The sequence below is a fragment of the Acinetobacter sp. YH12099 genome (assembly GCF_013419195.1).
Lineage (GTDB): Bacteria > Pseudomonadota > Gammaproteobacteria > Pseudomonadales > Moraxellaceae > Acinetobacter > Acinetobacter towneri.
On record NZ_VPAP01000002.1, the window covers coordinates 128,528 to 143,760 of the forward strand.

9 protein-coding genes are annotated in these 15,233 nt (G+C 39.8%); 2 read left to right on the forward strand and 7 right to left on the reverse strand.

What is annotated here, in order from left to right:
• Positions 1-48 precede the first annotated feature (48 nt).
• Positions 49-3,153, forward strand: a complete 3,105-nt coding sequence (locus FTU39_RS02300) for an efflux RND transporter permease subunit (protein WP_180051662.1) — start codon at positions 49-51, stop codon at positions 3,151-3,153.
• Between the two features lie 123 nt (positions 3,154-3,276).
• Positions 3,277-4,998 (forward strand): proline--tRNA ligase, encoded by a 1,722-nt coding sequence (locus FTU39_RS02305; RefSeq protein WP_180051663.1) that lies wholly within the window; start codon positions 3,277-3,279, stop codon positions 4,996-4,998.
• Between the two features lie 52 nt (positions 4,999-5,050).
• Here FTU39_RS02305 and FTU39_RS02310 read toward each other — a convergent pair whose 3' ends face one another.
• The 7 genes from FTU39_RS02310 to apbC all read right to left on the reverse strand — a co-directional run bounded on the left by FTU39_RS02310 (position 5,051) and on the right by apbC (position 15,059).
• Positions 5,051-6,463: a hypothetical protein gene (locus tag FTU39_RS02310; RefSeq protein ID WP_180051664.1), complete on the reverse strand. Its 1,413-nt coding sequence runs from the start codon at positions 6,461-6,463 to the stop codon at positions 5,051-5,053.
• A 14-nt stretch (positions 6,464-6,477) separates the two neighbouring features.
• On the reverse strand, positions 6,478-8,724 hold the full coding sequence (locus tag FTU39_RS02315) for a DUF6160 family protein (protein WP_180051665.1): 2,247 nt from the start codon (positions 8,722-8,724) through the stop codon (positions 6,478-6,480).
• A gap of 33 nt (positions 8,725-8,757) precedes the next feature.
• Positions 8,758-9,474, reverse strand: a complete 717-nt coding sequence (locus FTU39_RS02320; protein ID WP_019837504.1) for a hypothetical protein — start codon at positions 9,472-9,474, stop codon at positions 8,758-8,760.
• 13 nt (positions 9,475-9,487) lie between these two features.
• The gene (locus FTU39_RS02325; RefSeq protein ID WP_180051666.1) at positions 9,488-11,581 is read right to left on the reverse strand and encodes a hypothetical protein; all 2,094 of its coding nucleotides are present in this window, start codon (positions 11,579-11,581) and stop codon (positions 9,488-9,490) included.
• A gap of 242 nt (positions 11,582-11,823) precedes the next feature.
• The gene (gene dcd / locus FTU39_RS02330; protein WP_004975507.1) at positions 11,824-12,393 is read right to left on the reverse strand and encodes a dCTP deaminase; all 570 of its coding nucleotides are present in this window, start codon (positions 12,391-12,393) and stop codon (positions 11,824-11,826) included.
• Positions 12,394-12,839: 446 nt separating this feature from the next.
• Entirely contained in the window at positions 12,840-13,433 is a 594-nt protein-coding gene (locus FTU39_RS02335) for a LysE family translocator (RefSeq protein WP_070152620.1), read from the reverse strand.
• A 372-nt stretch (positions 13,434-13,805) separates the two neighbouring features.
• On the reverse strand, positions 13,806-15,059 hold the full coding sequence (gene apbC, locus FTU39_RS02340; RefSeq protein WP_004975505.1) for an iron-sulfur cluster carrier protein ApbC: 1,254 nt from the start codon (positions 15,057-15,059) through the stop codon (positions 13,806-13,808).
• Positions 15,060-15,233: the final 174 nt, after the last annotated feature.

Sequence of the window (15,233 nt, forward strand, 5' to 3'; positions counted from 1 at the left end):
AATGCAGTAGTGCAGATGTCCAATAAATAAAAAATCAGGATCGTTGTTATGTGGTTTACCCGAGTTAGCGTCAAGTATCCCGTTTTTACCATCATGATGATGTTTTGTCTAATGGTGCTTGGCTTGGCTTCATGGCAACGTATGGGCGTGGAAGAATTTCCTGACGTCGATTTTCCGTTTGTAGTGGTTTATACCAGTTATCCGGGTGCATCACCTGAAACAGTTGAATCTGAAATCACCAAGAAAATGGAAGATCAGATCAACACCATTTCTGGACTCAAACAACTGGTTTCACAATCCAGTGAAGGGTTATCTACTATTATTGCCGAGTTTAATTTAGATGTTCCTTCGGCAGTGGCGGCACAAGATGTACGCGATAAAATTTCGTCTGTCAGTGCAGGCTTTCGAGATGAAATTCAAAACCCTGTGGTGGAGCGCTACGACCCAACTGCCAATGCAGTCATGTCGATTGTGTTTGAATCCTCACAAATGTCTTTGCGTGATTTAAGTTCCTATTTAGATCAACAAGTTGTACCGCAACTGCGCACTGTGTCTGGTGTCGGAACTGTTAATTTATTGGGTGATGCACAGCGACAAATTCGTATTGAGGTAGATCCACAAAAGTTAATGAGTTTTGGACTGGGTGTGGATCAGGTCATCAACACGCTCAAAGCTGAAAATATTGAAGTACCTGGCGGCACACTCAAACAAGCCAATAGTGAATTGGTGGTCGAAATCCAATCCAAAGTCATTCACCCTCTGGCTTTTGGCGATTTAATTATTGCCAATAAAAATGGTGCGCCAATCTTTTTAAAACAAGTTGCCACAATTCAAGACAGTCAAGCAGAGCTGGAAACCAGTGCATTTTTAAATGGGCAAACTGCAGTTGCTGTCGATATCTTGCGTAGTTCAGACTCTAATGTCATTGAAGTGGTAGATAACACTTATAAAACCTTAGAACGTATTCAAACCCAACTGCCTGCTGGCATGACTGCAAAAGTCGTGGTGGATTCTTCTAAAGGGATTCGTGGCAGTATCCGTGATGTAGCGCGCACCATTATTGAGGGTGCGATTCTGGCAGTCCTGATTGTACTGTTGTTTCTTGGTTCATTCCGTTCTACCGCCATTACAGGATTGACCCTGCCAATCGCCCTACTCGGCACACTCACCTTTATTTGGGCATTTGGCTTTACCATCAACATGATGACCTTACTGGCGCTCTCGCTCAGTATTGGCTTATTGATTGATGATGCAATTGTGGTACGTGAAAATATCGTGCGTCATGCAGATATGGGCAAAGACCATGTCACGGCTGCTTTGGATGGTACTAAAGAAATTGGCTTAGCAGTTTTAGCAACCACCTTAACCATTGTGGCGGTATTTTTACCTGTGGCATTTATGGGCGGCATTATCGGACGCTTTTTTTATCAATTTGGTGTCACCGTCAGTACTGCCGTACTGATTTCCATGTTTGTCAGTTTTACGCTGGATCCAATGCTTTCTGCACACTGGGCAGAAAAAGCAAATCCGAATAAAAAACCTGGACGGGTAAAACGCTTCTTAAACTGGATTTCTAACAAACTCGACAATTTAAGCCATCATTATGAAAAACTTTTAAAATTGGCACTACGATTTCGCGTTATCACCTTATTGATTGCCGTGGGTTCATTATTTGCTGCACTCGGATTATCCAAACTGATTGGCACAGAGTTTGTACCTGTACCTGACAAAGGTGAAATTCGGATTAAATTTGAAACACCTGTGGATGCATCGCTTGAATATTCACAAGCAAAATTAAAACAAGTAGATCAAATCATTCGTCAACACCCAGAAGTACGCGCGACTTACGGGGCCATTAACAGCGTGACAGATCGCGGGAAAAATCATGTTAATTTACGTGTAACTGTCAGCCCGCGTAATGAACGTCAACAAACGCTAACCGAACTCAATAACGAATTTCGCCAGCGTCTACAAAGTGTTGCGGGCATCACCATCACCTCTGTCGCCTCTGCCGATGAAACGGTTTCTGGTGGGCAAAAACCTGTGATGGTGTCTATTAAAGGCCCTGATTTAGCAGAATTACAAAAAATCTCTGACCGCTTTATGACCGAAATTGCTCAGGTGAATGGTATTGTCGATTTAGAAAGCTCGCTAAAAGCTCCTAAACCTACATTAGGTGTTCATATTAACCGTGTCCTTGCCAGCGATTTAGGGCTATCGGTAAATCAAATTGCCAATATTATCCGCCCACTGATTGCGGGGGATGATGTCACCACTTGGCAAGATGAACGTGGCGAAACCTACGATGTCAATGTTCGCCTTACAGAAAACCATCGTAGCTTGCCGAGCGATGTGCAAAATATGTATTTAACTTCACAAAAAACCGATGCCAATGGACAAAATATTTTAGTGCCTCTAGCAAGTGTGGCGAAGTTTGAAGAAAGTTTAGGTGCAGCGCAAATCAACCGCCGTGATTTGGCCCGTGAAGTTTTGGTCGAAGCTAACACTGCTGGACGTCCTGCAGGGGACATTGGTGCCGACATTCAAAAAATTCAGGATAACTTTAAATTACCCGCAGGTTATAGCTTCGACACTCAAGGCGCCAATGCTGACATGGCTGAATCTGCAGGTTATGCACTGACTGCAATTACCCTGTCTATTGTGTTTATTTATATTGTTTTAGGTTCGCAATTCAACAGTTTCATTCACCCCGCAGCAATTATGGCTTCCCTACCTTTATCGTTGATTGGAGTATTCTTGGCACTGTTTATTTTTAACTCGACCATGAACCTGTTTTCTATTATCGGTATTATTATGCTGATGGGATTGGTCACCAAAAATGCGATTTTACTAATTGATTTTATTAAAAAAGCCATGGATCAGGGCGATTCACGTTATGATGCAATTATAGCTGCAGGGAAAACCCGTTTACGCCCTATTTTAATGACCACCAGTGCAATGGTGATGGGGATGGTGCCACTCGCACTTGGCTTGGGTGAAGGCGGCGAACAAAGTGCGCCTATGGCACACGCAGTCATTGGCGGTGTAATTACATCCACCCTACTCACCTTGGTGGTCGTACCTGTCATTTTCACTTACTTAGACGATTTTAAGAATTTTATGTTACGCCAAACGCGTAAACTGATTTCTTAAAATCTCACGCAAAGTCACACAATCGTTCGGGCTAAATTTTAACGCAAGTTTAGCCCGATTTTTATTGTATAATCTGGCTTTGAAAAAACTCCATTTAACGCTTCACTTTTTAGGACAGTTTCCATGCGCGCGAGTCGCTTTTTATTTGCTACGTTAAGAGAAACCCCAAACGATGCCGAGGTGATTTCTCACCAGCTGATGTTACGTGCGGGTATGATTCGTAAATTGGCTTCAGGTTTATATACTTGGCTGCCAATGGGTGTGCGTGTGCTAAATAAAGTTGAAGCCATTGTTCGTGAAGAAATGAATCGCGCAGGTGCTTTAGAAACTTTTATGCCTGTCACTCAGCCTGCCTCACTTTGGGAAGAATCAGGGCGTTATGTGCAATACGGTCCTGAGTTACTGCGCTTTAAAGACCGCCACGACAATCCTTTTGTACTTGGTCCAACACATGAAGAAGTCATTACTGATTTGGCACGTAATGAATTAAAAAGCTATAAGCAATTGCCAATCAACTTCTATCAAATTCAAACTAAATTCCGTGACGAAATTCGACCACGTTTTGGGGTAATGCGTTCACGTGAGTTTATTATGAAAGATGCTTATTCTTTCCATACCAATCAAGCCTCCCTACAAGAAACCTATGATGTCATGTACGACACATACTGCAGAATTTTCTCACGCTTAGGTTTAGACTTCCGCCCAGTACAAGCAGATACAGGTTCTATTGGTGGTTCTGGTTCACATGAATTCCACGTTCTGGCTTCAAGTGGTGAAGATGATATCGCTTTCTCTACCGAATCTGATTACGCAGCAAACATTGAAATGGCAGAAGCTATTTTAGTGGGTGAACGTGCGGCAGCAACACAAGAACTAAAAGTTGTAGATACACCAAATCAAAAAACCATTGCCGATGTCACTGCATTTTTAGGTGCAAACAGCAATCAGTCTATAAAAGCACTTTTGGTGCAAGGTGTTGCCAATGAATCAGGACAAGTTCCTGTAATTGCTTTATTCTTACGTGGCGACCATGAGCTGAATGAAATTAAAGCAGAAAAACATCCACAGATTGCTGCACCACTTACTTTTGCAACCGATTCACAAATTGCAGCGTTAGGTTTAACTGCTGGCTTTGTTGGTCCACAAGGTTTGGTCGAAAAAGGCATAACTGTGATTGTAGACCGTGCTGCATCGGTACTGTCTGACTTTGTTGCTGGTGCAAACCAAGTTGATCAACACGCAACAGGTGTGAACTGGGAGCGCGATGCACAATATACTGAAGTTTATGATTTACGTAATGTCGTTGAGGGCGATCCATCTCCCGATGGGAAAGGAACGCTACAAATTAAACGCGGTATTGAAGTCGGTCATATCTTCCAGCTTGGTACTAAATACTCAGAAGCGTTGGGCTGCAAAGTATTAGGTGAAGATGGCAAACCGTTTACTGTTACCATGGGATGCTATGGGATTGGAGTAACACGTGTAGTTGCTTCTGCTATTGAACAAAACTTTGATGATAAAGGCATCATCTGGCCTGCAGCAATTGCACCATTTGAAATTGCGATTGTGCCAATGAACGCACATAAATCACCACGTACATTAGAAGCAGCAGAAGCACTTTATGCTGAACTTCAAGCTGCAGGTTATGATGTATTACTGGATGATCGTAATGAACGTCCTGGGGTGAAATTCTCTGATCTTGAGCTTACAGGTATTCCGCACCGTATTGTGATTGGTGAGAAAGGTTTAGATGCAGGTACTTTTGAATATAAAGGTCGCCGTGATGCTGAATCTAGCAACCTGACGAAAGAAGAATTACTCATCAAAATTGCTAAAGAAGGTTAAACACTAAGCATAAAAAATCCCGCACAAGTTGCGGGATTTTTTTCATTTGGAATTAACAGAATTTCATACCACCATAACAGTTAGGGGTGACGTTCTGGTTTTGTAAAACCTTATCCGTTAATGTAATCGTAGCAGGGTTCTGAGTAGTATATTGCCCCACATTAATATTTAATTTTTTTTCAACAGGTATTCCAGCTAAAGATCCTAACGCAGCAAAAAAACCAACATCAATTGGTTCAGATTTATAAAGTAAATAATCACTAATTGCTTCAGCTACTTGTGGTAATACCGCAGAAATATCAACCTTATCTGTTGTTGCTAAATATCCCAGTTGTATAGGTTCTTTAAAAGACATCCACCACCCTTGTTGTGCAACATCGCCCTGATCAGCCCCCTGCCAATGCACAGGTTTACTTTGCAAAGATAAATAGCCCCCCGTACCATTGAGTGGAATATTGTGAATCATATTTAAAGCTTGAACAAAAGTAATATCCATATTAAGTTCATCCAAACTCGAACCTGCTGCCATTTTAAAGAATGAGTGCGTACCAACCGTACCTAATAAAGCCGGGAATTCCACATAAAGCTGGTCTTTTGAGAAGTCAGGAGTTCCCTGAACACTACCTGGTAAACTCTTACCCGACTCTGCAGCAGCTAAAGGAATAGAAGGAATAGATGAGCGAATACCACTCACTTTGGCAGCAGTCATACGTTGACCCGTAACCACCGTTTCTGGCATAGTAAAATCTACTTTCATAGAAGGAACTGTAATCCCTGTATGCCCTTCTGTTCTAACACCATTTGTAAATGGCTTACTATCAAACTGTCTTGTTTGCCCCAAAGCCTTTAAACGACCAGAAATAATTTCATCCTCGGTCATACCAAATGTCGCTTGCTCAGTAAATGAATGACCTTGAGTTTGTGCCATTTTCATATAACCACTAAAACTTTTAATCCCGTCATTTGGGTTTTGTACGTTATCTGTACCCAAAGTTAGTAGACCTAAAATTTCTTCAGCACCTAAACGAAAACCAACCACTTCACGTGTTGACGCACTATTTCCACTAATTGCAAACTCAATAAATGGATTGGTAATTTGCGCACTAGTACCCGCACGTTCACCATTAAACTCTGGACTACCTGTTGAATCATGGGACTTATTCAAACCACTTAGTGCAATATTAGAAATATCAATATCACATCCCGCTTTACCACCCATCGCATTATTTACACCACCACAACCTAATTGTAGTGTTTTAATGTTGGCATTAAGCTCCATGAGTGCATCAACACTCAGCTTATAAAAGTTGAGCCCTTGTGATTGATCTGTCGCAGTCATCAGGTTCAAAAGTGCCTGACCTTGTACATGAGATAACTGATCATCATTTAAAGCCTGCATCGCTTGAGCAGAATTGAATGAAAAAGCTGTACTTAAAATAGATGCAACTAAAATCGGTTTTTTCATTTTATTTCTATCCTTTAGCGTGGCGTAATGCCCAATGTACTGCGCATGGTTCCACCTGTAAGCGCGACAGATGCGATTTTCTGCATATTGCCATTGGTAGACATTGCAAAGTCTGTTTTAAAGGGTTGAGCAATATCATTTTTATAATTAAATTTAACTTGATTGTCTAAAGTAACCGTATCTGCACTAACGACGACTTTTCCTTTAACACCTAAATGCCCTTCCATACGATTCAAGTTAATTGAAGAAGTTTGAACAGTTTCATGATTCACTTGATCTTCATTAATCAAACTAAAATAACTACCTAAATTATTCGGATCTGCCTGTTCTGTGCTATCTAGACTTCTAAACTTAAAGTTCGCATCAAAAGACAAAAAATTTGAGTTCGGATTAGTAGCGGTTGGATCCATTCCAGGAATTACCAACAATTCACCATTTCCATCTAATTTAAACGCAATTGTGGTTAACACATCATCTTTCTTAGAGAAATTGTCGTAGGGTACAAAGCTACCGCATTTCGTTGATTCTGTGACGCAATTGTATTTTGAACCTGGTAATTGCCCAATCGCTAACTCTGCTTTTGCTGCAACCAATAAATGATCTGCACGAATATAAATCCCATCATCTTCATAACCAATCACACCGTCGGACTGAATTAATGCATCAATATTTCTTAAACCAGCATAATAGTTAACAGTTTCTCCTGCATGCAGGCTGTTTTGCCCATCAATTAGGATAATAGAAGTGGTACTGGGCAAGCCTGTTTTTGAATCTATGCCATAACCTTCGGTAGAAACCATGGCGTTATAACCAATTCCCGTTTTATTCGTTCCATCATAAGGTGACAAATATTGTTTACCCGACAAGGCCACATTGGCATTTAAATTATAAATTGGAATTCCAATACCCCAAGAACCACCATCCCCTGTCAATTCATTTAAAGAGTTATCAGAAATAATTCTCGCTTTGGCCGCAATAGACTGAAAGTCCATACCACGAACAGCAATGAGTGAGAACTGATCACCTTCAAGCTCACTCGATAGCAACTGGTTTAAAATAGGACTGGTTGCACCAATGGTATTTTTAATATTTTCATTGACTAAAAAATTGAGGTTTTTCGCTTGTACGGTATTAATATAAATATCGCCAAAATCAATATAAGCATTTTTATTGTGCAAAGCACCTTGTGCATCACGTGTGGTTAGCGGTCTTAAATTCGAAAACTCAACCGCATAACTGCCTTTTCCTGTGTGCCCAATTTCTAAGGTTGTTGGTAATTGCCCTGCAGCCAAGCCTGCCGTATTTTGATTGGTAAAATCAGCAGATAAGCCCAAATGCAAACCACCTTGCCCCACCACAGTATCGTAGCCTGTAACTGCGGTATTTTTAGTTTCAATTACACCATTGACCTTATTCGAAACGTCAAAATTGGCAACATTTTTTTGATGCCCATTAAAAAACAATTTCGCATTGCTTACCGCACCTGATGCACCAAAGCGAATTAAATTTTTATCATCATAACGCAAGTCAATATTGACCCCAGGGTTAGTTGCATTTTGTCGGCTACTAGCAACATCACTCAGGTCTTTCACTCGTCCAAGATTCACAAAATGGTCGGTGGTGCCATTTTTAGTGGTAAAGACCAATCCCTCATCGGCATCAATGTACATATAGCCGTCAGTCGCAAAATTAAAGTTAAAATCATGCATAGATAATTCATGCTTACCTAAACCATGACTAATTTTGGCATTCTGTAACTGGAAGTTTAAATGTGCCGTTTCATTTTGATTGAATAAACCTGCTTTGGTTTCTAATAAAACTTTTAAAGGTGATTTAGTTTCTAAGCCGAACTGACCCAAGCTTTGTGATTCTTTAGTACAACTATTTCCGACACAGTTTTTTTTGACCAAGTTTAAATCTGCAGTCGATTGAAAAGCATCAATACTCGCATCGATACGCACACCTGCGCCAACATCAGTTTTCCCCACATCTAAAGCAAGCTTACTGATAATAGGCTGGTTATTCTGTCCTTTAATTTCTACATTATGTAAGCCTAAACCCTGTTGAGTTCCAGCCACTAAATCAGGATCATACCAATTGACTTGATTAATCGTGGCTTTAGACATTTCATGGGTGATTACAATACCATCTTGCCCACTTACATCAGACAAATGCTGGTCTGCAATCAGCTCTAAAGCATACACTTGTTGCGCACAAAGTACGCTCAATGTTAATAAATTCAACTGCATTATTTTTTTCATTGTTATTTCCCTATACTGTACTTAATCCTATATTCAACAACGACTTGCTGCTGAACCTGTACAGTTGTAGCTAAATATTTTCACATTGCCAGACAGGTGCATATTGCCGTGAATATTTAAGCCCATAAATCCTTTTTCAGCGCCCTGATCAAACAAAGGTACATCTTGCTGAACTAAGTTATAACTACCATCTTGTTGATAATTTCTTCCTTGAAATTTGGTATATACCTCTGAATTTGCATAACCTTCATTTGCTCCCTGCCCTGTACCTGTTTCGATCGCCATGGTTGCAAAACCCAAATTTCTTATTTTTAATGGCTTATCATCATAAAACTTAAGCTGCATTGCCGTTTGTGGGTCATTTTTATGATTAATAATAGTCGTGCCATCTAAAGAAAATTTATCTATTTGTATGGTGCCCTGAATTTGTTTAAATACCAGCCATTTTTTATTGCCGTTATTATCTTCATGGTTATTGGGTGCAATCGCTAAACGACAAAGCACATTATTGTCAGCACAATTTTTACTATAGCGATAATAAACTTCTGTAGGTTTAGTCCCACCATTAAATTTAGAAATATTGCTGAGTTCTAAATTTTCGGCATATTCATGGTTTAACGATAACGTCCAACTGAGGTCTGCTCCACCTTGACCAGTAGCCTGCGTTAATTCATGATTTTCCAGTGCAATTAAATTGGCATGGGTCAAAGGACTACACATCAATGCAATACAAGACAGTTTTTTCAACATGATGATTCTCCTTTTATAGACCTGTTGTTTTAAATTTAAGGTGCTGAATCAGCACGCCATCAATTGCAACCGAACCTAGATTCTTAGTAGAACCATCTACACCTTTAAATACAACACCTGTGGCATCCGTATGATCTTTGGCACGTAACATATTATTTGGCAAGCGTTCTACAGTACCAATTGCAATACTACTATGCGTCGCATTACGTCCTTGATACATCGCAGCACTGTCATTGACATTGGCTTTTAGCGGTGTGCCACAACTCACCACATTACAGGTAGAACCTGTAAATGCTGTAGAACCTAAATACCCACCCTTTCCATCTTCATAATTTTGATAAATTTTATTGTAAATTTCAGGAACATTCGGAATACGTGTTACTTCTAGCACAATATTATTGCCCTCAGAACCAACCACAAAAGGCTGATACATATTCCCTAAAACTAAATTGATATTCGGACTGTATAAATACAAACCCTCTGTATCATGAAAAACTGGTGCCAATGAACCATCTATTGCTGGTGTGACCGCCGTTCCATCCAAAGTATCTGATTTTGCTGCTGTACTAATGCGGATTCCTTTACTATCTAAGTTTGAATCTGTGAAACTTAGATTCGCAGGATTATCATTGGTATTTAAACGCAATAAACTTGCCATACCCAATGTTTGATGATGATTTGGATTATCAGAGTCTAAAGTCTGAAATAGTCGCATTTGAGAACCATTTAGGCTTAAACCATTGGCAACAAACTGAGTACGTAAACGGTGCTCTTTATCTAAACCAGATTTTGGCGCCCCAGTGCTTGGATCCACCTCTGCACTTGAGTTCAACTGACGTGAAAAAATATCAGTCCAAAAGCCCAGTTTAATATTATTATCACTTTCAGTTGGCGTAGTAGTTGCGAGTGGTGCCTCTAGTGCTAAATAACCAACATCTTTTTCTACATTTTTAAATTGTTTAACTTTTTCTGTGCCTGCACGGAATAACCACGGGTTATCTGCTGAACCCCAGTTAAAGCCTTGATTGCTATAACGACTGCTTAATGAGTTATCACTTTTAGATAAGGCTAAACCATAAATAAAGACATCTGCTTTGGTTCTTAATGATTGCACAGGAGAACCCGATGCAGCAATTGCCGCTGCCTGTTCAGCCGATTGTATAATTTGAGCATAAATTTCTGCCACAGCAGACTTGGCTGTATCTTCTGCAAGTTGACTCGCATTATATTTAGCCCGAATATCAGCCGATGCTGTTTCTTTGGTTATTTCAGCCTGTATTAATGTGGCTACTTGTGAACCAACTTGGTCTGCTCGAGTGAAGTTGCTAAGCCCTTTATAAAAATCAGAATTCAATAAATCATTATTAGCTTCTGCCGACCGACTCCCATATAAAAGATCAAGCATTTCATAAGTGTTTGTAATAGCATATTCTTTTGCTTTTTTCTGATCTGTGCCAATATTACTCAAAGAGTACGCTGTAGTCCCATCTTTTGCTAGACCTTCACCATCAGTATATAACCATCCATCCTTCCATCCCCAAGTACCATTACTATAGTCTGCAAGACGCTGATTGTAATAATTCTTGAGCGTCTCATTATTAAAAAAACCTTCACGAACATCAAATGTAAATGTTTCTTTTTTCGCGTCAACATCAGCTTCAATATTTTTAGTATATTCTTGATACAAAGTTGAATATTGATTTGTATAGGTTTGTTCATAAGTTGAACGGTAAGTTTCGTTATATTTATGCTCAGCCTTACCTTTTAAAACACTTTGATTATAAGTATTGTTATAAACCGTATGGTATGCACTTTCTGCCAACTGCACATAATTCTCCCCCGTCGGGATAATACGAATAAAGCCCGTATCATATTGACTAGGGTTTTCTAAGCCACGTGTATAGCTCGACCCTGTAGATAGATCATTCGGTTGCTGAAACACCATTTTGAAGTCATCAAGGACTAAAGCAACCCCTTCGCCTGTGGTATTTGACAAAGAGTCATCGGAGAGTGCTTGTAAAGCATAACTCGGATTCGCCAAAAGTAAGCCTATCGCAGTGGCTAAGCAATGCTTACGAAAAGGGTAAGTAATTGCGTGTTCAGTCATCTCGACCTTCCTTTTATCTGATGCTCCGCATCTTTCTTTTATTTATCTATAGCTTGGCTATTTATTTGAGTGTTTTTATCCTTAAAAACGTGATTATGCCAAACCATTCTCATATTTAATTATGCTGAATATTTATGCAAATGCAAAACAAACTGGCTAAACAGCACAGCTTTCCGATGAATGAAAAAAAGCGAGCACATTGGCTCGCTTGTTCAACAGAAAAATTGTGATGGGTTAATCACTTATGCTTTAGGCAAGGTCACGCCTGTCTGCCCTTGATATTTACCACCACGGTCTTTGTACGAGGTTTCACAAACTTCATCTGATTCAAAGAACAGCATTTGTGCCACACCTTCACCCGCATAAATACGTGCAGGTAAGTTCGTGGTATTGGAAAACTCTAAAGTTACATGACCTTCCCACTCGGGTTCGAGTGGCGTGACATTCACAATAATACCGCAACGCGCATAGGTCGATTTACCTAAGCATACTGTCAATACATTGCGTGGAATACGGAAATATTCAACGGTACGCGCCAAGGCAAACGAGTTTGGCGGAATGATGCACACATCTGATTCAATATCGATAAAACTTTTTTCATCAAAGTTTTTTGGATCGACAATTGCTGAGTGAACATTGGTAAAGACTTTAAATTCACGTGCACAACGTACGTCATAACCATAGCTAGAAACACCATAAGAAATGAGTTTCTCGCCATTTTCGTCAAAGCGAACTTGGTTTTCTGCATACGGTTCAATCATGCCGTGTTTTTCGCTCATTTCGCGAATCCAACGATCAGACTTAATTGCCATTTATTTTCTATCCAAAATATGAATGTTTAACTGTGCTGTACTTTAACTGAAATCTAAGTTAATGAAAACCAGCCGTTTCCCTCACATCGCTTTTTTAAGTGCAATGATTAGGGTCTGTTGACAATTCGTCTATGTTTGCGACAACGCATATTTTTTAGCTGATATAAGGCATGGGACAGGAAATTTAGTCATTCTAAATGACTGGCACATAACGCAATAGCAGCAAAAAATATGCTTGTCCCCTTGCGCAGCAAACAAAGCAGTGCTTTGTTCTTGCTCATGTGGCTAAAACTTTCTCAGATTGCGTTATGAAACTTGGCAATAGACCCACTATTCCCTGCGTTTCATGCCTGATCTGCTCAGTTTTAGCCTAAAGCGCAAGCCATTTATGAAATGTCAACAGACCCTATTTCCAGTAGATACAACTTTTAGATACAACGTTGGCTTTATAGACTCAACAAAGCCGAATAACTTAAAGGAATTGAAAAGCTCAGCAACACAATAGAAGCTGTTTTTTGTAGATTGCACTGATTGAGCCAGCTAATTTTATTTTTAGCGAGCACCGAACCAATAAATGTCCAGAAAAAAGCAATCGGCACGATTAAACATAAAAATGCCAACATGTGTGCCACATAATAGTCTGCTTTTACCCATGCAATCGTTGGGAAAATTGCAGAGGCGAACAACAATGCCTTAGGGTTCAGTAAAGTCGCTAAAAATAGCTCACTCGCACGGATCGTAGGTTGATTAAAGCTTTGCTCGACTTTAGCCGTGCGCCATAATTTAATCGCCAAGAAAATAATATAGCTTGCACTGAATAATTTTAGAATGGTGGGCAACAACGGGAGATGAGTAGACACCGTACCAATTAAGGCGCCCCAAAGTGTAATAGAAATCAAATAACCCAATGCTTCTGCTGGAATTAATCGGAAAGATTTGCGGATACCAACCTGAATACCTGATGATGCAAGCAAGGTATTGGTTGGCCCTGGTGTCAATAAAATTGTGATCACCAAACCGATAAAAAACCATGAAATCATGCATTGACCTCACTACTGAATGAGCGCAGATTAAAATAGTTCATTGCAATTGGCAAAAAGTATTTTGTAAGACAAATTCTTGATCAGTTTAACATTTTAAATTTATTATTTTATTCAATCACTTATATAAAAAATATTTTTTAATTAAATGGTAACTTATAAGTCATTTTATCTTAATATTTTTAAGGTATTTAGAGATTAAACACCATTAAATCAGATGCTTGTGTATTTTTTAATCAAAAAAAATAGCTCACCGAAGTGAGCCAAATTTTCAAAATATTGTGATTTAGCTTTTAAAGGTGAATCAGTCAAAATTTAAAGGATGATAACTTAATGACTGCAACTGCAATCATTCCAAGCTGAGATCCCTCACTAGAAAATACGATTCTGATCTTTTTCAGCTTTAGGCAGTTTTTTTGCAATTTGCTTGGCAATCGCAATGTAACTATCGGCAGCATCATCGCCTGCAATCACTGACGGCGTGCCTGCATCCACATTTTCACGAATACTGACATTCAATGGTAAACGTCCAAGTAACGGAATGTCATATTGTTCTGCCAGTTTATCGCCACCACCTTGACCAAAAATTTGTTCTTCGTAGCCGCAGTTTGAGCAGATATGGGTCGACATATTCTCAATTACGCCCATCACAGGAATTTGCACACGATTAAACAGCTCGATGCCTTTCACAGCATCCATTAAGGCAACATTTTGTGGTGTAGTCACAATCACCGCTCCCGTTACAGGAATACGCTGTGCAAGGGTCAGTTGAATATCCCCCGTTCCTGGTGGCATATCAATCATCAACACATCTAAATCTGGCCATAAGGTTTGATTAAAGAGCTGCATTAATGCACCTGTGGCTTTTGGTCCACGCCACGCTACAGGTGTATTGTGGTCACCTGTTAAATGTCCGATGGATAACACAGGCATCCCAAAAGCATCCAACGGTACAAACTGCTCGGCTTCAATCATTGGGGTTCTGCCTGCATTGCCGAGCATGGTCGGAATACTTGGACCATAAATATCGGCATCCAATACGCCAACTTTTAAGCCGAGCTTTTGCAAAGCTAAAGCCAAATTTACTGTAGTGGTAGATTTTCCAACCCCGCCTTTGCCTGAAGATACCAAAATTACGTTTTGAATACGCGGATGTTTCGGCACATCACGTTGGTGTGGCGCAGCTTTTTGAATCGGTGGATTATTCGGATCGGCTTCTTGCATTGAACTTTGGCCCGCAGCATCGACCACCGGTGGTAAATGAGATGTTGCAGTCTGTGTGGTCGATGTTGCGCAGCTTTCATCTTCAGCATGTTGATGCCCACAACTTTCTTTTTTCTGTCCAGATTTCTGCTGAATCACATGCATATTCAGTTCTTTAATGCCGCATTTTTCTAAAGCATCTGCCAGTTCATCATGAATTTGTTGTAAATGTTGTTTTTCTTCAGGATAAGTATTGATGGTGATTTGCAGAATATCACCTTGCACATTCACTTGAGAAATACGATCTTTTAAAGCATGTTCAGATTCAGGCAATATATAACTTTGTAGCACGTGCTGAATAGCTTCCTCATTCACCGTATGCGAAGGTGAAAAAACTGATTTAAGTGAAGAAAGCCAAGACATAGATTTACTCCAAAGTTTGGAAATACCGCGATTTTGATAGTGTAACGATAATTCAGTATAAGGTTAAGTCGTGCTATCACTGAAATACTTAATTCTGAGTATATTGCTTGGTTTTTGACATGATTTATCTTCAAATGCAGACCAAGAGCTTGTTTCGATATTGTATTTAGCCTT

What these genes read in the sequence shown, in the direction of transcription:
- FTU39_RS02335 (WP_070152620.1), bottom strand. Translation starts at nt 13,433, where the DNA reads ATGATTTCATGGTTTTTTATCGGTTTGGTGATCACAATTTTATTGACA.
- FTU39_RS02300 (WP_180051662.1), top strand. Translation starts at nt 49, where the DNA reads ATGTGGTTTACCCGAGTTAGCGTCAAGTATCCCGTTTTTACCATCATG.
- dcd (WP_004975507.1), bottom strand. Translation starts at nt 12,393, where the DNA reads ATGGCAATTAAGTCTGATCGTTGGATTCGCGAAATGAGCGAAAAACAC.
- FTU39_RS02310 (WP_180051664.1), bottom strand. Translation starts at nt 6,463, where the DNA reads ATGAAAAAACCGATTTTAGTTGCATCTATTTTAAGTACAGCTTTTTCA.
- FTU39_RS02325 (WP_180051666.1), bottom strand. Translation starts at nt 11,581, where the DNA reads ATGACTGAACACGCAATTACTTACCCTTTTCGTAAGCATTGCTTAGCC.
- FTU39_RS02320 (WP_019837504.1), bottom strand. Translation starts at nt 9,474, where the DNA reads ATGTTGAAAAAACTGTCTTGTATTGCATTGATGTGTAGTCCTTTGACC.
- FTU39_RS02305 (WP_180051663.1), top strand. Translation starts at nt 3,277, where the DNA reads ATGCGCGCGAGTCGCTTTTTATTTGCTACGTTAAGAGAAACCCCAAAC.
- apbC (WP_004975505.1), bottom strand. Translation starts at nt 15,059, where the DNA reads ATGTCTTGGCTTTCTTCACTTAAATCAGTTTTTTCACCTTCGCATACG.
- FTU39_RS02315 (WP_180051665.1), bottom strand. Translation starts at nt 8,724, where the DNA reads ATGAAAAAAATAATGCAGTTGAATTTATTAACATTGAGCGTACTTTGT.